The 17,268-nt window shown below is 69.2% G+C and carries 16 protein-coding genes; 14 read left to right on the top strand and 2 right to left on the bottom strand.

Annotated elements, in window-relative coordinates; genetic code table 11:
* Positions 1 to 317 precede the first annotated feature (317 nt).
* Entirely contained in the window at positions 318 to 977 is a 660-nt protein-coding gene (gene phaR, locus QSG27_RS14435; protein ID WP_306707241.1) for a polyhydroxyalkanoate synthesis repressor PhaR, read from the top strand.
* A gap of 130 nt (positions 978 to 1,107) precedes the next feature.
* A complete protein-coding gene (locus QSG27_RS14430) occupies positions 1,108 to 1,332 on the top strand; it encodes a hypothetical protein (protein ID WP_306707239.1) in 225 nt (74 codons plus the stop codon).
* 28 nt (positions 1,333 to 1,360) lie between these two features.
* On the opposite strand, the gene QSG27_RS14425 is transcribed toward QSG27_RS14430, so the two are convergent.
* Positions 1,361 to 2,128 (bottom strand): GntR family transcriptional regulator, encoded by a 768-nt coding sequence (locus tag QSG27_RS14425; RefSeq protein WP_306707237.1) that lies wholly within the window; start codon positions 2,126 to 2,128, stop codon positions 1,361 to 1,363.
* A 293-nt stretch (positions 2,129 to 2,421) separates the two neighbouring features.
* On the opposite strand from QSG27_RS14425, the gene QSG27_RS14420 reads away from it, so the two are divergent.
* The 3 genes from QSG27_RS14420 to QSG27_RS14410 all read left to right on the top strand — a co-directional run bounded on the left by QSG27_RS14420 (position 2,422) and on the right by QSG27_RS14410 (position 6,086).
* Positions 2,422 to 2,856: a methylglyoxal synthase gene (locus QSG27_RS14420; protein ID WP_306707235.1), complete on the top strand. Its 435-nt coding sequence runs from the start codon at positions 2,422 to 2,424 to the stop codon at positions 2,854 to 2,856.
* Between the two features lie 248 nt (positions 2,857 to 3,104).
* Positions 3,105 to 4,508, top strand: coding sequence for a glucuronate isomerase (gene uxaC / locus QSG27_RS14415; RefSeq protein ID WP_306707234.1), 1,404 nt, complete (start codon positions 3,105 to 3,107; stop codon positions 4,506 to 4,508).
* 54 nt (positions 4,509 to 4,562) lie between these two features.
* Complete coding sequence (locus tag QSG27_RS14410; protein ID WP_306707232.1) at positions 4,563 to 6,086, top strand: UxaA family hydrolase; 1,524 nt, start codon at positions 4,563 to 4,565, stop codon at positions 6,084 to 6,086.
* Positions 6,087 to 6,214: 128 nt separating this feature from the next.
* Here QSG27_RS14410 and gcvA read toward each other — a convergent pair whose 3' ends face one another.
* Entirely contained in the window at positions 6,215 to 7,126 is a 912-nt protein-coding gene (gene gcvA, locus QSG27_RS14405; protein ID WP_306707230.1) for a transcriptional regulator GcvA, read from the bottom strand.
* Between the two features lie 122 nt (positions 7,127 to 7,248).
* On the opposite strand from gcvA, the gene QSG27_RS14400 reads away from it, so the two are divergent.
* The 9 genes from QSG27_RS14400 (at position 7,249) to QSG27_RS14360 (ending at position 17,152) form a co-directional block, all read left to right on the top strand.
* A complete protein-coding gene (locus QSG27_RS14400; protein ID WP_306707228.1) occupies positions 7,249 to 8,001 on the top strand; it encodes a TSUP family transporter in 753 nt (250 codons plus the stop codon).
* Positions 8,002 to 8,219: 218 nt separating this feature from the next.
* Entirely contained in the window at positions 8,220 to 9,194 is a 975-nt protein-coding gene (locus QSG27_RS14395) for a Bug family tripartite tricarboxylate transporter substrate binding protein (protein WP_306707226.1), read from the top strand.
* Between the two features lie 38 nt (positions 9,195 to 9,232).
* Positions 9,233 to 10,210, top strand: coding sequence for a Bug family tripartite tricarboxylate transporter substrate binding protein (locus tag QSG27_RS14390; protein WP_306707224.1), 978 nt, complete (start codon positions 9,233 to 9,235; stop codon positions 10,208 to 10,210).
* 90 nt (positions 10,211 to 10,300) lie between these two features.
* Positions 10,301 to 10,789 (top strand): tripartite tricarboxylate transporter TctB family protein, encoded by a 489-nt coding sequence (locus tag QSG27_RS14385; protein ID WP_306707222.1) that lies wholly within the window; start codon positions 10,301 to 10,303, stop codon positions 10,787 to 10,789.
* A 27-nt stretch (positions 10,790 to 10,816) separates the two neighbouring features.
* Positions 10,817 to 12,349, top strand: a complete 1,533-nt coding sequence (locus tag QSG27_RS14380) for a tripartite tricarboxylate transporter permease (protein WP_306707220.1) — start codon at positions 10,817 to 10,819, stop codon at positions 12,347 to 12,349.
* 28 nt (positions 12,350 to 12,377) lie between these two features.
* Positions 12,378 to 13,055: a TerC family protein gene (locus QSG27_RS14375; RefSeq protein ID WP_306707218.1), complete on the top strand. Its 678-nt coding sequence runs from the start codon at positions 12,378 to 12,380 to the stop codon at positions 13,053 to 13,055.
* Positions 13,056 to 13,066: 11 nt separating this feature from the next.
* The gene (locus QSG27_RS14370; protein ID WP_306707216.1) at positions 13,067 to 13,945 is read left to right on the top strand and encodes a universal stress protein; all 879 of its coding nucleotides are present in this window, start codon (positions 13,067 to 13,069) and stop codon (positions 13,943 to 13,945) included.
* 38 nt (positions 13,946 to 13,983) lie between these two features.
* Positions 13,984 to 14,658 carry a response regulator transcription factor gene (locus QSG27_RS14365; RefSeq protein ID WP_014200002.1) on the top strand — a complete coding sequence of 225 codons (675 nt, stop codon included), beginning with the start codon at positions 13,984 to 13,986 and terminating at the stop codon, positions 14,656 to 14,658.
* Entirely contained in the window at positions 14,645 to 17,152 is a 2,508-nt protein-coding gene (locus QSG27_RS14360; protein WP_306707210.1) for a sensor histidine kinase, read from the top strand. Before QSG27_RS14365 ends, QSG27_RS14360 begins: the two co-directional genes overlap by 14 nt.
* Positions 17,153 to 17,268 lie beyond the last annotated feature (116 nt).

The following is a 17,268-nucleotide window of genomic DNA, read 5'->3' as shown; positions in this document are numbered from 1 at the left end:
CATCGGCCATTTCGGGATCGGCGGCGCAGGCCGCCCATTGTTCCTGCCACAGGTCGAGGTACCGTTGCGCGAGCGTTTCCAGGGACGGGGTGTCGGATTCGGACGATTCGGCCATGACCGGGAGTATATGTGGGAGGCGGTGCCCTTGACCAGAGCCGCGAAGGACCGTTCGAAAATGTCGCAAATCCTGAATTATCGGGGGGATGTCCACCTGTGGTCGCAGCGCTGCGGCACAGCACTGGACAGGGTGCATTCCTTCGAGTAGTCCTTATATCTGGAACATTCCCGCCGCACGACCCTTCTTGAAAGAAACAGCGATGGCCGACAAGGAAGAGCAGAAGTCCGCGACGATCACGATCAAGAAGTACGCCAACCGGCGGCTCTACAACACGGCGACGAGCAGCTATGTGACCCTCGACCATCTCTGTCAGATGGTCAAGGACGGGCTCGACTTTGTGGTCTATGACGCGAAGACGGGGGAGGACATTACCCGTTCCGTCCTGACGCAGATCATCGTGGAGGAGGAGAGCAAAGGCCAGAACCTGCTGCCCATCAGCTTCCTGCGCCAGCTCATCGGCTTCTACGGCGACAACATGCAGTGGATGGTGCCGCGCTATCTGGAATATTCGATGCAGTCCTTCTCGCGCAACCAGGAGCAGATGCGCGATTATTTCCAGAACACGCTGGGCGGCATGTTCCCGTTCGGGCGGCTGGAAGAGGTCGGCAAGCAGAACATGGCGATGTTCGAGCGGGCCATGCGCATGTTCTCGCCCTTCGGCGGCGCCGAGGACGGGCATCCGGGCGAACACCCCGTCCCGCCCCGCCCGGCGGCTCCCGCCCCGTCCGCCACTCCGTCCGCCGTCCCGGCGTCGGCCAACCACACCTATGAGGAGCTTCAGAAGCAGATCGACGATCTGCAGAAGCAGATCGCCAGCATCGCAAAGCCGGCCCGTCCGGCGAAGCCCGAAGGGAAGTGAGCGGCGGCGGCCATCGCATCGATTGTTCGAAAGCGAAGGGCGGGGAAAGTTCCCCGCCCTTTTTATTTTTTCGGCACGACCGGCGCGCCGGGCTGTTTGTGCAACGGAACGGTCCAGAGGAGGAACGGCCATGAAGACCGAACTGTGCGTGACGATGGAGCTGGAGGTTGCGGACGTTCAGGACGCCAACCGGTTCGAGGAGAAGCTGCGCGGCTGGCTGCGCCACCAGAGCCAGGTGGTGTCGGTGTCCAGCACCCACAGCGGCGTGGGCAACGACGTCGCCTGGCGGGAGGCCCGCCGGGAAGCGTTCGGCTCGCCGCTGCCGAACCCCTTCGCGCCGGGCCGCGGGCGCTGATTATCGTTGGGCCTGGGTGGGCCGCCCCTCAGACCGGCTCCGCCTCGTCTTCCGTGGGCGCGGTGAAGTAGAGGGGGTTGGCCTTCTGCGCGTCGGCGATGGTGACCTGGAGATAGTCCAGATGCAGGTCGATGGCCTTCGCCGCCGCCTCCGGGTCGTTTTGGGAAATGGCCTCGATGATGGCCGAATGCTCGGCGATCACGTCCGGCACACGGCCCAGCACCGGCAGGGTCAGCAGACGGTAACGGTCGACCTGCACCTTCACCTGCTGCGTCAGGCTCCAGAAGCCGGGATAGCCGGCGGTTTCGGCCAGCAGCGCGTGGAACGCCTCGTCGGCCTGGTGGAAGCCTTCGAAATTCTGGGCGGCCTCCATTTCGCGCTGGAGTTCCAGATTGGCGCGCAGCTTGGCGATCTGGCTGCGGGTGGCCCGCTTGGCGGCGTAGCGGACCGTCGCCTCCTCCAGCGCCTTGCGGATGGCAATGGCCTCCGGCAGGGCACCCAGCGGAATGCGGGAGACGAAGGTTCCCGACTGCGGAAAAATCTCGATCAGCCCCTCGTCCGCCAGACGCAGCACGGCCTCGCGCACCGGGGTGCGGCTGACGCCGTAATCCTGGGCGATCAGCTTCTCCGCCACCGGTTCGCCGGGCTTGCGGCGGAGCGAGACGATCTCGTTGCGCAGATCGCGGTAGATCGTCGCAGCCACGGTGGTGCCGCGCTGGGCCGGGCGGGCGACCGCCGCCGCCGTGCGCCGCCGGGTCCGCGTCTTGGCGCCCGCCGCCTGTTCCGAATCCGCCATCGAAGTCCGCGCCGCCTTGGTCAACACACGCTCCAGTCTGGACAGTCCAGGGTGCCGGATCTCCGTTTCGCCGGAACCGCGGCGTTCGACACACGCCGCGGACGGTCCACCCTTCATCGCAATATACTAATACCCACCGGGGCGGGTCAAACGCCTTGACCCCACGCGGCACGCCGGCTCCGCGCCCTTTCGCCACCCTGCGCAGCACCCCGGAAGCGCGTTGCACCCTCCATCAGTATACTAGTATATTGAAAAAACTCCACACCGGAGCGCCCACCGCAAGGACCGTCACCGTGGACTGCAAACGCATCGCCCTGGTCGCCCACGACGCCCGCAAGCCGGACCTGATCGGCTGGCTGGGCGTCAACATCCGCGCGCTGGAAGGCAACGTCTTCTGGGCCACCGGCACCACCGGCCGGCTGGTCCGGGAAGCCCACCCGCATCTCGACATCACCTCGCTGAAGAGCGGCCCGCTGGGCGGCGACCAGCAGATCGGCGCGATGATCGCGGAGGGCCGGATCGACCTGCTGGTCTTCTTCGTGGACCCGATGACCGCCCAGCCCCACGACGTGGACGTGAAGGCACTGACCCGCCTCGCCACGCTCTACAACATCCCGATGGCCTGCAACGAGGCGACCGCCGACATGGTGATCTCCTCCCCCCTCTTCACCAGCGGCTACCGCCCGCGGGCCGTGGATTTCGCCGCCCACGATTCGCGCAGCCTCTGACCGCCCCCCTCTTGGCCGCCCCTCTTGGCCGCCCCTCTTGGCCGCCCCTCTTGATTGTCCCTCTTGACTAGGGCGCCGCGCCGACAGAATTGTGGGCGAGGCGCACAAAGTCCTTGCATCCGGAACTGATATATTAATATATTCCGACATGCGGGGCTCGACCGGCGCCACGCGCGGCGCACCACCCGAACCGCTCACTCATACGGGTGCCGGCCACCGTCCGGCCTCCCCCTTTCCGGAGATGAACGATGCTCCACCCCGACCGCCTCTTCCCCAGCGACCCCACGCAGCGCGACATCGCGCGCCGGCTGTACGCGGAGGTGGGCAGCCTGCCGATCATCAGCCCGCACGGCCACACCGACCCCTCCTGGTTCGCGAAGAACGAGGCGTTCCCGAACCCGGCGTCGCTGTTCGTGGTGCCCGACCACTACGCCTTCCGCATGCTCTACAGCCAGGGCGTGACGATGGAGAGCCTGGGCGTGCCGCGCAAGGACGGCGGGGCGGTGGAGAGCGACCCGCGCAAGATCTGGCGCCTGCTGGCCCAGAACTGGCACCTGTTCCGCGGCACCCCGACGCGGATGTGGCTGGACCACGCCTTCGAGACGGTCTTCGGCGTGACGGAGCGGCTGAGCGGGGCCAGCGCCGACCGCATCTTCGACCAGATCGACGCCTGCCTGCAAAAGCCGGAGTTCCTGCCGCGCGCCCTGTTCGAGCGTTTCAACATCGAGCTGCTGGCGACCACCGAGTCGCCGCTCGACACGCTGGAACATCACCGCGCCATCCGCGAGAGCGGCTGGACGGGCCGCGTCATCACCGCCTTCCGCCCCGACCCGGTCGTCGATCCGGAGTTCGAAGGCTTCCAGGCCAATGTCGAGACGCTGGGCGCGCTGACCGGTGAGAACACCTCGACCTGGGCCGGCTACCTCGCCGCCCTGCGCGACCGCCGCCGCTATTTCAAGGAGGTCGGCGGCGCCACCTCGACCGACCACGGCCACGCCACGGCGACCACCGCCGACCTGTCGGACGCCGACGCGGAGCGGCTGTTCGAGAAGGCGCTGCGCGGCACCGTCACGGCGGCGGAGGCGGAGATCTTCCGCGGCCAGATGCTGACCGAGATGGCCAAGATGAGCCTGGACGACGGTCTGGTCATGCAGATCCACCCCGGCAGCTTCCGCAACCACAACCCGGGCGTCTTCGAGCGCTTCGGGCGCGACAAGGGCGCCGACATTCCGACCGGCACCGAGTATGTGCGGGCGCTGAAGCCGTTGCTCGACCGCGTCGGCAACGAGCGCGGCCTGACCATCATCCTCTTCACGCTGGACGAGACCAGCTACGCCCGCGAGCTGGCGCCGCTGGCCGGCCATTACCCGGCGCTGCGCGTCGGCCCGGCCTGGTGGTTCCACGACAGCCCCGAGGGCATGCGCCGCTACCGCGAGATGATCACGGAGACGGCGGGCTTCTACAACACGGTCGGCTTCAACGACGACACACGGGCCTTCTGCTCCATCCCGGCCCGCCACGACGTGGCCCGCCGCGTGGACTGCGCCTTCCTGGCCCGCCTCGTCGCCGAGCACCGGCTGGAGGAGGACGAGGCCGCGGAGCTGGCCGTGGATCTCGCCTACACCCTCGCCAAGAAGGCCTACAGGCTCTGACCGGGTTCCCCTCTCCCGCCCCGGGAGAGGGGATTCAAGAAAAGGACGAACAGCATGGCATCGCTGACCATCCGCCTGCATCCCGCGGACAACGTCGTCGTTGCCGGCGCCGACCTGCCGGAGGGCACCGCCCTGCCCGGCACGGACGTTGCGGCCCGGACCACGATCCCCTCCGGCCACAAGGTCGCGGTGCAGGCCATCGCGGTCGGCGAACCGGTGCGCAAGTACAACCAGGTCATCGGCTTCGCCACCGCTCCCATCGCGCCGGGCGACCATGTCCATGTCCACAACCTCGGCATGGGCGACAGCTTCGAGCGCGACCACGCCTTCGGCGCCGACTCCCGCCCCACGGACTTCGTTCCGGAGGCGGAGCGCGCGACCTTCCAGGGCATCGTCCGCGCGGACGGGCGCGTGGCGACCCGCAACTACATCGGCGTGCTGACCACGGTGAACTGCTCGGCCACCGCCGCGCGGATGGTCGCCGACCAGTTCCGCGGCGACGCGCTGGCCGCCTACCCCAACATCGACGGGGTGGTCGCGCTGACCCACGCCTACGGCTGCGGCATGGGCTCGCAGGGCGACGCCATCGACGCACTGCGCCGGACCATCGCCGGCTACGCCCGCCACCCGAACTTCGCCGCCGTGATCGTGCTCGGCCTCGGCTGCGAGGTGAACCAGATCGACAAGCTGGTGGAGGTGGAAGGGCTGACCGTCGGCGACACGCTGCACACGCTGGCCATCCAGGAGAGCGGCGGCACCGCCGCCACCGTGCGCGAAAGCGTGGAGCGCATCCGCGCCCTGCTGCCCCGCGTCAACGACGTGACGCGCCAGACCGTCCCGGCCAGCCACCTGATCCTGGCGCTGCAATGCGGCGGGTCGGACGGCTATTCGGGCATCACCGCGAACCCGGCCCTGGGCTTTGCGGTGGATCTGCTGGTCCGCAACGGCGGCACCGCGGTGCTGAGCGAGACGCCGGAGGTCTATGGCGCCGAACATCTGCTGACCCGCCGCGCCGTCCGTCCGGAGGTCGGCGAGACGCTGGTCGAGCGCATCCGCTGGTGGGAGGACTACACCAGCCGCACCGGCGGCGAGATGAACAACAACCCCTCGCCCGGCAACAAGAAGGGCGGCCTGACCACCATCCTGGAAAAGTCGCTGGGCGCCGTCGCCAAGGCCGGCACGACCAACCTCGTGGAGGTGGTGCGCTACGCCGAGCCGATCACCGGGCCGGGCCTCGTCTTCATGGACACGCCGGGCTACGACCCGGTGTCGGCCACCGGGCAGGTGGCGGGCGGCGCCAACGTGCTGTGCTTCACCACGGGCCGCGGCTCCGTCTTCGGCTGCAAACCGACGCCCTCGCTGAAGCTCGCCACCAACACGCCGCTGTACCGCAAGATGACCGACGACATGGACATCGACTGCGGCACCATCGCCACCGGCGACGCCACCATCGAGGAGGTCGGGCGGGCGATCTTCCAGCTCGTGCTCGACACCGCGTCGGGCCGGAAGACCAAGAGCGAGGAGCTGGGCTTCGGCTCCGACGAGTTCACGCCCTGGCAAATGGGCGCCGTCATGTGATGGAAAGGGCTTGCGCTTGGAGTGATATACTAGTATAAGTGTTTTCGTTCGGTTATCCTTTGAAACCCAATCGGCAGGCTGCACCGTGCGTGGGGTCCCGCCGGCTGACGTTTCTCCAAAGTGCGACTTCAGGCCGCCGGGGCACGCTCCGGCGGCTTTTCTTTTGGGGCCTCCGCCGCCGCGGCGGCGCGCAGCCAGGTCCGGAAGGCGGTGAAGCCCGGCTCGCCGTGCCGCGCCGGGCGGGACACCAGATACCACGCCCGCCCCATCGGGACCGCCAGCGCGAAGGGCGTCACCAGCCGGCCCGCCGCCAGATCGTCGGCGATGTAGAGCCGTGCCCCCAGCGCCACCCCCACCCCGTCCATGGCCGCCTGCAAGGCCATGGCGTAGCTGCCGAAGGACAGCCCCTTCGCCGCCGGGGGCGCCAACCCCGCCGAGGCGAACCAGTGCGGCCAGTCCTCCGCCCAATGCGACACCGACAGCAGGGTCGCCGACAGCAGATCCTCCGGGCGCCGCAGCGTCCGGGCCAGGGCGGGGGCGCAGACCGGCAGCATGTCGGCGGTGAACAGCGTCTCCACCTCGTAACCCGGCCAGTGCCCGTCGCCCAGCAGCAGGGCGCAGGTCCAGTCCTCGCGGATCGGCATGCCGGCGCCGCCCGTGGTGATGCGCACCTCCACGTCCGGGTGGCGCTCGTGGAAGGCCGACAGGCGCGGGATCAGCCAGCGCACCGCGAAGGTGGCGCCCACCCCCAGGGTCAGCACCGGTCCGTCGCGCATGGCGGCGGCCCGCTCCACGCTGTCGGCGATCAGGTCAAAGGCGCCGGTCAGGCCGGGTTGCAGCGCCCGCCCGCGGTCGGTCAGGCCCAGCGCGTTGGCCCGCCGCTCGAACAGGGGGAAGCCCAGCCGCTCCTCCAGCAGGCGCACCATGCGGCTGACCGCCGCCTGGGAAACGTTCAGCTCGCCCGCCGCCCCCGTGAAGCTGCCGTGGCGGGCCGCGGCCTCGAACGCCCGCAAGGCGTTCAGCGATGGCAGGCGCCGCATCCGCTTCCCTCCGCACCACCCCAACATTTCCTGGGGGTCAGCATCAGACAATCCCGTTTGCGGCGCAAGCGCGGCAAGGCCATCATGCCGTCCACAGCCACAGAAAATTTCGGATGAGCGGGATGCTGACGTTTCCCCTGGCGGTCGGACTCGGCCTTGCGGCGCTGGCGACCTCGTTTCTGTCGGGCCTGTTCGGCATGGCCGGCGGCATGGTGCTGATGGGTCTGCTGCTGGTTCTGCTGCCGGTGTCCTCCGCCATGCTGCTGCACGGGATCACACAGATGACCGCCAACGGCTGGCGGGCGTGGCTGTGGCGGCGGCACGTCCAATGGGGGATCGTGGCCCAGTTCCTGTTGGGCGGAGCGGTGGCGGTCGCCGTCTTCGCCCTGATCCGCTATGTGCCCGACAAGGCGGTGTCGCTGATCGTGCTGGGCCTGTCGCCCTTCATGGCGATGGCCGTCCCCTCCCACTGGTCGCCGAACGTGTCGCGGCGCGGCCACGGCGCGCTGGCCGGCGTGCTGTGCATGGGCGTGCAGTTGATCGCCGGCATTTCGGGGCCGCTGCTCGACGTGTTCTTCGTGAAGTCCAGCCTGTCGCGGCAGAGCGTCGTCGCGACCAAGGCGACGATGCAGGTCTTCGGGCATCTGTTCAAGACGGTCTACTTCGGCTCCCTCGTCGCCGCGTCCGAGGCGGAGGCGCTGGACATCACGGTGACGCTGCTGTGCATCGGCATGGCCGTTCTGGGCACCAACCTGTCGCGCCGCGTGCTGGACGCCATGAGCGACGCCCAGTTCCGCACCTGGAGCCAGCGGCTGGTCGCCCTGACGGGCACCGTCTATCTGGGGCAGGGGTTGTTCCTGCTGGTGGTGCGCTGACTTCGGGAAACTCCGGCCCCTCCCCGAACCTCCCCCGGCAACCGGTCTCCGCCTCTTTCGGGGTGGAGCGCCGGATTTTTGCGTGCGCGGGTGGTGGCTGACAGGTTCATGACAGGTTCGCTTGTTAAACAGTTGGAACGCCAAACCACCAAAAACACCGCAAGACGCGGCAAGCGCCGCCTCAGAAAAAGCAAAAAAGTCCATTCGGAGGAAACACCATGAGTTTCGGCAACCCCGCCAAGGGGATGCTGGCGGCTGCCGTGCTGGCCGCCACCGCCCTGTTCACGGCACCCGCGTCCGCGGAGATCAAGAACCTGGAGATCATCGCCCCGGCCAACGCCGGCGGCGGTTATGACCAGCACGCGCGCGCGATGCAGCAGGTCCTCCAGGACCACAAGCTGGCCTCCAGCGTCCAGGTGGTCAACATCCCCGGTGCCGGCGGCACCATCGGCCTCAGCCAGTTCGTCACCGCCAAGAAGCGCAATCCCGGCCTGATGATCTCCGGTCTGGGCATGATCGGCGCGATCCTGATCAACAAGTCGCCGGTGACGCTCGATCAGGTGACCCCGCTGGCCCGTCTCACCGGCGAGTACCAGCCCATCGTCGTCGCCGCGGATTCGCCGCTGAAGACGCTCGACGATCTGATCAAGAAATTCAAGGCCGATCCGGGTTCCGTCTCCTGGGGCGGCTTCGCCGTCGGCAGCCCGGACCACATCCTCTACGGCCTGCTGGTCAAGGCGGTCGGGGGCGACGTCTCCAAGATGAATTACATCGCCGCCGGCGCGGGCGGCGAGATGATGGCGTCGGTGCTCGGCGGCCACATCACCGTGGCGACCGGCGGCTACAACGAGATGGCCTCGCAGCTCCAGGCCGGAAAGCTGCGCGCGCTGGCGATCTCCGCCCCGCAGCGCATTCCCGGCGTGGACATCCCGACCTTCAAGGAGCAGGGCGTGGATGTCGAGCTGGTGAACTGGCGCGCGGTGATGGCCCCGGGCAACCTGAAGGCGTCGGAAAAGCAGGCGCTGGACGATGCGGTCGGCGCCATGGTCCGCACCGACGACTGGAAGCGGATCGCCGAGGAGCGCGGCTGGATCGACCTCTACCTGCCGCCCGAAAAGTTCGCCGCCTTCGTGAAGGACGAGCGCAGCCGGATCGAAGGCGTCCTGACGGACCTCGGCCTCGTCAAGCCGTGATTGCCGCAACGATAAACACACCCATGGAGCGAAACGTCATGACCATCCGCATGCCGGGCGCCGTGAAGGGCGTCCTGACCGCCGCCGTGCTCGCCACGGCCTCCCTCGCCGCCACCCCGTCCCTGGCCGAGATCAAGGGCCTGGAGATCATCGCCCCGGCCAGCCCCGGCGGCGGCTGGGACCAGCACGCCCGCACCCTCCAGCAGGTCCTTCAGGATCAGAAGCTGGCCTCCAACATCCAGGTCGTGAACATCCCCGGCGCCGGCGGCACGGTCGGCCTCGCCCAGTTCGTCACCGCCAAGAAGCGCACGCCGACGGTGCTGGTCGGCGGCCAGATCATGCTGGGCGCCATCGTCACCAACAAGTCGGCGGTGACGCTGGATCAGGTGACCCCGCTGGCCCGGCTGACCGGCGAGTACACCGCCATCGTCGTGCCGCCGGACTCGCCCATCAAGACCTTCGGCGACCTGATCCAGAAGTTCAAGGCGGACCCCGGTTCGGTGTCCTGGGGCGGCGGCTCGGCGGGCGGCAGCGACCAGATCCTGGCCGGCCTGATCGCCAAGGCGGTCGGCGTCGATCCGAACAAGGTCAATTACGTCGCCACCGCGGGCGGCGGCGAGCTGCTGGCTTCCGCGCTCGGCGGCCACGTCACGCTCGGCATGGGCGGCTACAGCGAGTTCGCCCCGCAGTTCCAGGCGGGCAAGCTGCGCGCCATCGCCGTCTCCGCCCCGCAGCGCCTGCCGGGTTCCGACACCCCGACCATGAAGGAACAGGGCGTCGATCTGGAGTTCGTGAACTGGCGCGGCGTCTTCGCCCAGTCCTCCGCCAAGCCGGCGGAGATGAAGGAACTCCAGGAGGCCGTCGCCAAGGCCGTCGCCAGCGACGAGTGGAAGCAGGCCGTGAAGCAGCGCGGCTGGATCGACCTCTACCAGCCCCCCGCCGAGTTCGCCGCCTTCCTGAAGCAGGAGCGCGTGCAGATCGAAGGGACGCTGAAGGATCTCGGCCTCGTGAAGTAAGGGCCTCAAAAAAGCAAAGGCCGAACCGGCGGGTGCGGCCAGCGCGCCGCGCCCGCCGGTCCATAAAGGACAATCTGGGAGGATGAACCGATGACCACCGGTCGGAGCATGCGCGCCGGAGAGGCGGTGCTGGGCGGCGGGCTGATCGCCCTTGGGGGGCTGATCGCGGTCGAGACCATGCTGACCCCCTCCGTCGGCCGGGCCGTGGTCGGCCCCGCCCTGTTCCCCTACCTGATCTCGGGCGGCCTCGTCCTGGTCGGGCTGTCCCTGCTGCGCGAAGCCTTCGCCGGCGCGATCGCCCACGCCGAAGGGCTGGAACTGGACCTTTGGGCGGTGGCGCTGGTCGCGGCGGGTCTGGCCGTGCAGTTCCTGCTGCTGGAAACGCTGGGCTGGATCCCCTCCACCACCATCCTGTTCGCCGCGGTCGCCCGCGCCTTCGGCGGCCGGCGGCTCGCGGTCAATCTGGCCATCGGGCTGGCGCTCGCCGCCTTCACCTTCGTGACCTTCAATTACGGGCTCGGCCTGAATTTGCCCGAGGGCAGCATCGTCGAACGGCTCACGTCCCCCGACGCCGAATAAGCCCCACACCGGGAAGGAAACTGCACAATGGAAACCCTTGCCGCCCTGGGCCACGGCTTCCTCGTGGCGCTGACGCCGTACAACCTGCTGTGGTCGGCGATCGGCGTGACGGTGGGCACCGCGGTCGGCGTGCTGCCCGGCATCGGCCCGGCGCTGACCGTGGCGCTGCTGCTGCCGGTCACCTACGGGCTGGAGCCGACCTCCGCCTTCATCATGTTCGCCGGCATCTATTACGGCGCCATGTACGGCGGCTCCACGACCTCCATCCTGCTGAACGCGCCGGGCGAGTCCGGCAGCATCGTGACCGCCATCGACGGCCACGCCATGGCCCGCCAGGGCCGCGGCGCCCAGGCGCTGGCCACCGCCGCCATCGGGTCCTTCATCGCCGGCACCATCGCCACCGCGGCGCTGACCTTCGTCGCCCCGCTGATGGTCAAGCTGGCCCTGCTGTTCGGCCCGGCGGAGTATTTCGCGCTGATGGTGCTGGCGCTGACCACCGTCACCGCCGTGCTGGGAAGCTCGCTGGCGCGCGGGCTGGCCAGCCTGTTCCTCGGGCTGGCGCTGGGTCTGGTCGGCATCGACATGCAGACGGGACAGGCGCGTCTGGCCTTCGGCGTGCCGGAACTGCTCGACGGCATCGACACGGTGGTGGTCGCGGTCGGCCTGTTCGCGGTGGGCGAGACGCTCTACGTCGCCTCCCGCCACCGCTTCGAGACGGAGGAGATCTACGCGCTCAAGGGCTCCAAATGGATGAGCCGCGAGGACTGGTCGCGGTCGTGGAAGCCGTGGCTGCGCGGCACGCTGCTGGGCTTCCCCATCGGCACCCTGCCGGCGGGCGGCAGCGAGATCCCGACCTTCCTGTCCTATCTGGTCGAAAAGCGTCTGGCGAAGAAGCCGGAGGAGTTCGGCAAGGGCGCCATCGAGGCCGTCGCCGGTCCGGAGGCCGCCAACAACGCTTCCGCCGCCGGTGTGCTGGCGCCGCTGCTGTCGCTCGGCCTGCCGACCTCGGCGACCGCCGCCATCATGCTGGCCGCCTTCCAGCAGTACGGTTTGCAGCCCGGTCCGACGCTGTTCGACAACAACCCCGAGCTGGTCTGGGGCATGATCGCCAGCCTCTACATCGGCAACGTGCTGCTTCTGGTGCTGAACCTGCCGCTGGTCGGCTTCTGGGTGAAGCTGCTGCTGATCCCGCGGCCCTGGCTGTACGCCGGCATCCTGGTCTTCTCGTCGCTGGGCGCCTACACGCTGAACAACAACGTGGTCGATCTGGTCATCCTGTGGGTGATCGGGCTGGTCGGCTTCGGCATGCGGGTGCTGAACGTGCCGGTGGCGCCCTGCGTGGTCGGCCTGATCCTGGGGCCGCTGGCCGAGCAGCAGTTCCGGCGGGCGCTGGCGATCAGCCAGGGCGACCCGTCGGTCTTCCTGACGCACCCGATCTCGGCGGCCCTGCTCATCATCGCGGCCCTGCTGGTGATCGGCCCGATGGTCCTGCGCTACCGGAACAACGGCGCGGGCAACGGCAGCAGTTCCTCCCCGTCCGGCACCCACCCTGCGACGTAAGATCTCCATCCTCCGAAGGACATTTTCCATGGAAAGCCTTGATCTCTGGTCCCAGCTCGCCGCTTTGGGACAGGTCATCGCCATCGACCTGGTTCTGGCCGGCGACAACGCCATCGTGGTCGGCATGGCCGCCGCCGCGGTGCCGCTGGCGCAGCGCCGCAAGGTGATTTTCTGGGGCATCGGCGCGGCCATCGTGCTGCGCATCTTCTTCGCCCTGATCACCACGCAGCTCCTCGCGATCATCGGCCTGACGCTGGCCGGCGGCGTCCTGCTGCTGTGGGTCTGCTGGAAGATGTTCCGCGAACTGCGCTCCCACGGGGCGGACGAGGTGGCGCCCGACGAGGCGCTGGCGGCCCCGGACACGCCGGTCGAGGTTTCCGGCAACGGAAACGCCACGGTTGGCGCGGCGGTGGGCGGCGCTACCGTGGGGGCCGCCATCTGGCAGATCGTGGTGGCGGACGTGTCGATGTCGCTGGACAACGTGCTGGCCGTCGCCGGCGCGGCGAAGGACCATCCCACCATCCTGGTCATCGGCCTGCTGCTGTCCGTCGTGCTGATGGGGGCCGCGGCCAACATGATCGCGCATGTCCTGCACAAGCACCGCTGGGTCGGCTGGGTCGGCCTCGCCATCATCACCTATGTGGCGCTCGACATGATCTGGCGCGGCAGCAACGAAGTCCTGATGCACACCTCCTGGCTTTCGTGACGGAGCACCCGATGATCAAGAAGGTACTCGTTCCCCTGACCGGACGGCCCCTGGACCAGCGCGCCATCGCCACGGCCTTTCTCGTCGCCGACCGCTTCCGCGCCCATGTGGAAGGGTTGAGCGTCATGCCGCAGGTCGAGATCCGCACCTCCGTCGAAAGCGCCGCGATCCCCAAGGCGCTGGTCGAGCAGCTCATCCGCATCGGGCAGGAGGATCAGGCGCGGGTGGTCGAGTCCGCGCACCACCTGTTCGAGGAGTTCCGCGCCCGCTTCGGCGCCGCGGAGGCGGACAGCCTGGCCGGCGGAGGCGATGCGGCGGACGGGTTGACGGCCTCCTGGCAGCAGGCGACCGGCCCGCTGGCCGAAACCCTGGCGGAGGAGGCACGGCTCGCCGATCTGGTGGTGATCGCCCAGACGTCCGACCGGACCAACGCCATGGGTCCGGCCATCGAGGCCACCCTGTTCGGCTCGGGCCGCCCCCTTCTGCTGGCGCCGGCTGCGGAACCGGCGTCGGTCGGGTCCGCGGTCGCCGTGGCCTGGGACGGCGGGGCCGCGGCCTCGCGGGCGGTCGCCGCGGCGCTGCCGCTGCTGCAACGGGCCGGCAAGGTGGTCGTCCTGTCGGCGGAGGTCGCCGATCCCGGACGCACCGCCGATCCCGACCGCCTGTCCGGCTATCTGGCCCTGCACGGCGTCGCGGCGTCCATCCGCAAGGTTCCGGCATCGGGCCGTGCGGTCGGACGGGCCTTGCAGGACACCGCGGCGGAGGCCGGCTGCGACCTGCTGGTGATGGGTGCCTACGGCCACAGCCGCGTCCGCGAACGGGTGTGGGGCGGGGTGACTCTGGACGTGCTGCGCGAGCCGCCCGGCATTCCCATCTTCATGGCGCATTGATTTGTGGATTACGGTGCCCCGGCATCGGGAGACGGACCATGCGCATACTCGTCGTCGAGGATACCGAGGATCTGGCCGACGCCATCGTCCACCGGCTGCGCAAGCTCGGCTACGCCGTGGACTGGGCACCGACCGGGGACGAGGCGGAGGAGCTGCTGCGCCAGGAGGCGTACCAGCTCGTCCTGCTCGACATCATGCTGCCGGGGGTGGACGGGCAGACGCTGCTGAACCGTCTGCGCCAGCGCCGGGACGCCACGCCGGTGCTGGTGATGACCGCCCGTTCCCAGGTGAATGTCCGGGTCGACCTGCTCGACCTCGGCGCCGACGATTTCATCGTGAAGCCCTTCGACCTGCGCGAGCTGGAGGCCCGTTGCCGCGCCCTGTTGCGCCGCTCGCACGGCCTCGCCTCCTCGCGGACGCAGTTCGGCAATCTGGTCTTCGACGCCGCGGCCAAGAAGGTGCTGGTGGACGGACGCCCCGTCGATCTGGGGGGCCGCGAGTTCCGGTTGCTGGAGCTGTTCCTCAGCAATCTGAACACGGTGCTGTCGAAGGAAGATCTGATGGACCGGCTGTTCAGCCTGGACCAGCCCACCGCGCTCAACGCCATCGAGTTGTATGTCTCCCGCCTCCGGCGCAAGCTGGAGGGCGCGTCGGTGGAAATCCGGACGGTTCGGGGGCTGGGGTATGTGGCGGAAGTGTGTGCCGAAGGCTGAAGGATTCTCGCTGCGCCGGCGGCTGTTCATCCGGCTGCTCGGCGTCCTGGCGGTGCTGACCGCCGGCCTTTTCCTGTTCGTCAGCGCCTACGCCCAGCGGGCCGCCGACGCCGCCTTCGACCGGCTTCTGCTGGCGTCGGCCCTATCCATCTCCGACACGATCCGGGTGGAGGACGGGCGCTTCTCCATCGACCTGCCCTACTCGTCGTTGGGCATCCTGGCCCAGGCGCGGCGCGACCGCGTGTTCTACCGCATCACCGCCCCGGACGGCGAGCTGGTCACCGGCTACCACGACCTGCCGGTGACGGCGGCGAAGGCCGCGGGCGCGTCCGGCGGCGATTCCGCCACCCGCTTCGAGAACGCCATCTTCCGCGGCATGCCGGTGCGCGTCGCCATCCTGAAGCGGTTCGCGGCACAGCCGGACCTCAGCGGCTGGGTCACCATCGCCGTCGCCCAGACGCGGGAGGAGCGCGGCGCGCTGGCCCGCGACATCCTGGCCAACGCCTTCCTTCCCATCGCCTTCACCGTCGTCGCGGCGGGCGGGCTGATCTGGTTCGGGGTGCGGCAGGCGCTGGCCCCGCTGGGCTCGCTGGAGCGGATGATCCGCGACCGTCAGCCCCACGACTTCTCCCCCATCGCCATGCCGCCGCCGCAGGAGGTGTCGCAGCTCGTGCAGGCGATCAACCAGCTCATGGCGCGGCTCCAGTCCAATCTCGACACCATGCAGACCTTCCTGGCCGACGCCGCCCACCAGATCCGCACGCCGCTGGCCAGCCTGCGCCTGCAGGCCGAACTCGCCATCGACGAGGACGACCCCGAGGCCCTGCACCGCATCGCCCAGCGCGTGCACCGCAACGCGGTGGAGGCCAGCCAGCTCACCAGCCAGCTTCTCAACCACGCCATGGTGATCCACCGCAGCGAGGCGCTGAAGCCGGAGGACGTCGATCTCGGCGCCCTGCTGGAGCAGGTGTTCCAGCGCGCCCGGGCGGTGGCCGGCGACACGGCGATCCGCCTGGACATCGACCGTGCGGCGGAGCCGGCCACCGTGCCCGGCGACGCCATCAGTCTGCGCGAGGCGCTGACCAACCTGCTCGACAACGCGGTGAAATACGCCGGGCCGTCCGGCCCCATCGACCTATCGCTGGCGCCGCTGCCGGACGGGCGGGGTCTGCGCGTGGAGATCGCCGACCGTGGCCCCGGCGTGCCGGACGCGGAGAAGCGCTGCGTGCTGGAACGGTTCGGGCGCGGCAGTTCCGCCGCCGGAGTGGCCGGCAGCGGGCTGGGCCTCGCCATTGTGACCTCGGTGGTGGAGGCGCACGGGGCGGATTTCGGCCTGCTCGACCGCCCCGGCGGCGGGCTGATCGCGCGCATCGACTTTTCGGCGGCGGGCGGCGGCGATGCCACGGGCGGAAGCGCCGGGCGGGCCTTGCTGCCCCTGCTGGTCCTGTTCGCCCTGCTCTGGGCGCCCTGGGCGCAGGCGGCGCCGGTGATCACCTACCCGGCGCCCGGCGGCGAGCGGGAGCGGTTGCGCATTCATTCGGCCACCGACCGGCAGGCCATCGAGCCGCTGGTCCTCGACTTCCAGCAACTCCGCCCGGACGTGACGGTCGAGTACAAGGACATGGACACCGTCGACCTCTACGCCGAGGCGGTGGCCATGCCGGCGAAGGATGCCGCGGCGGAGAATCCCGACCTGCTCATCAGCTCCGCCGCTGACCTGCAGGTGAAGCTGGTCAACGACGGCTACACCCAGCCCCACCGCTCCGCCCTGACGGACGGTCTGCCGGACTGGGCGAACTGGCGGGACGAGGCGTTCGGCTTCACCTTCGAACCCGCGGTGATCGCCTACAACCGCGACCTTCTGGCCGCCGATCAGGTCCCGCGCACGCGCCCTGCTCTGATCCGGCTGCTGCGGGACGATCCGGCGCGCTTCAGCCGGCGGGTCGCCACCTACGACACGGCCACCAGCGGCATCGGCTATCTGCTGGCCGCCCACGACGCCCTGTTGTTCAGCCAATACTGGCAGCTCGTGGCGATGATGGGCAACGCCCAGGCACGGCTGGCCTGCTGCTCCGGCGAGATCCTCGACATGGTGGAGCGGGGGGAGGTGCTGATCGCCTACAACGTTCTCGGTTCCTACGCGCGGGCGCGGGCCGCGGCGGGGGCTCCCATCGGCATCGTGGTGCCGGAGGACTACACGCTGGTCATCTCCCGCGTGGCGGTGATCCCCAGGACGGCCCCCCGGCCGCAGCTTGCCGGCCAGTTCATCGATTATCTGCTGTCCCCGCGGGGTCAGGAGGTGGTGGCCGACCGCTCCGCCCTCTACGCCATCTCTTCCGGCATCAAACGGGAGGCGTCGGCGTCTGGCCTGCGCTCCAGCACGGCGGCGCCACTTCATCCCATCGCGCTCAGCCCGGCCCTGCTGGTCTTCCTGGACCGGCTGAAGCGCGAGCGCTTCTTGCAGCAGTGGCAATCCGCCATCCTGCTGCCCTGACCCTCCGAGAGCTGTCCCCCTTCCACTCCAGCACCAATCCCCTCCCCCGCCGAAGGCGGGGGAGGGTCAGGGAGGGGGCCCGGCGCAACCACCGGCCTCAAGCTTCAACGACGAAA

Origin of the sequence: Azospirillum isscasi (assembly GCF_030849505.1) — a bacterium.
Taxonomy (GTDB): Bacteria; Pseudomonadota; Alphaproteobacteria; order Azospirillales; family Azospirillaceae; genus Azospirillum; species Azospirillum isscasi.
The sequence above is the reverse complement of the archived record's forward strand: the minus strand, read 5'-3'. Positions and strand labels throughout refer to the sequence as shown.

What these genes read in the sequence shown, in the direction of transcription:
- QSG27_RS14370 (WP_306707216.1), top strand. Translation starts at nt 13,067, where the DNA reads ATGATCAAGAAGGTACTCGTTCCCCTGACCGGACGGCCCCTGGACCAG.
- QSG27_RS14375 (WP_306707218.1), top strand. Translation starts at nt 12,378, where the DNA reads ATGGAAAGCCTTGATCTCTGGTCCCAGCTCGCCGCTTTGGGACAGGTC.
- uxaC (WP_306707234.1), top strand. Translation starts at nt 3,105, where the DNA reads ATGCTCCACCCCGACCGCCTCTTCCCCAGCGACCCCACGCAGCGCGAC.
- QSG27_RS14400 (WP_306707228.1), top strand. Translation starts at nt 7,249, where the DNA reads ATGCTGACGTTTCCCCTGGCGGTCGGACTCGGCCTTGCGGCGCTGGCG.
- QSG27_RS14390 (WP_306707224.1), top strand. Translation starts at nt 9,233, where the DNA reads ATGACCATCCGCATGCCGGGCGCCGTGAAGGGCGTCCTGACCGCCGCC.
- gcvA (WP_306707230.1), bottom strand. Translation starts at nt 7,126, where the DNA reads ATGCGGCGCCTGCCATCGCTGAACGCCTTGCGGGCGTTCGAGGCCGCG.
- QSG27_RS14430 (WP_306707239.1), top strand. Translation starts at nt 1,108, where the DNA reads ATGAAGACCGAACTGTGCGTGACGATGGAGCTGGAGGTTGCGGACGTT.
- QSG27_RS14395 (WP_306707226.1), top strand. Translation starts at nt 8,220, where the DNA reads ATGAGTTTCGGCAACCCCGCCAAGGGGATGCTGGCGGCTGCCGTGCTG.
- QSG27_RS14425 (WP_306707237.1), bottom strand. Translation starts at nt 2,128, where the DNA reads ATGGCGGATTCGGAACAGGCGGCGGGCGCCAAGACGCGGACCCGGCGG.
- phaR (WP_306707241.1), top strand. Translation starts at nt 318, where the DNA reads ATGGCCGACAAGGAAGAGCAGAAGTCCGCGACGATCACGATCAAGAAG.
- QSG27_RS14410 (WP_306707232.1), top strand. Translation starts at nt 4,563, where the DNA reads ATGGCATCGCTGACCATCCGCCTGCATCCCGCGGACAACGTCGTCGTT.
- QSG27_RS14385 (WP_306707222.1), top strand. Translation starts at nt 10,301, where the DNA reads ATGACCACCGGTCGGAGCATGCGCGCCGGAGAGGCGGTGCTGGGCGGC.
- QSG27_RS14365 (WP_014200002.1), top strand. Translation starts at nt 13,984, where the DNA reads ATGCGCATACTCGTCGTCGAGGATACCGAGGATCTGGCCGACGCCATC.
- QSG27_RS14380 (WP_306707220.1), top strand. Translation starts at nt 10,817, where the DNA reads ATGGAAACCCTTGCCGCCCTGGGCCACGGCTTCCTCGTGGCGCTGACG.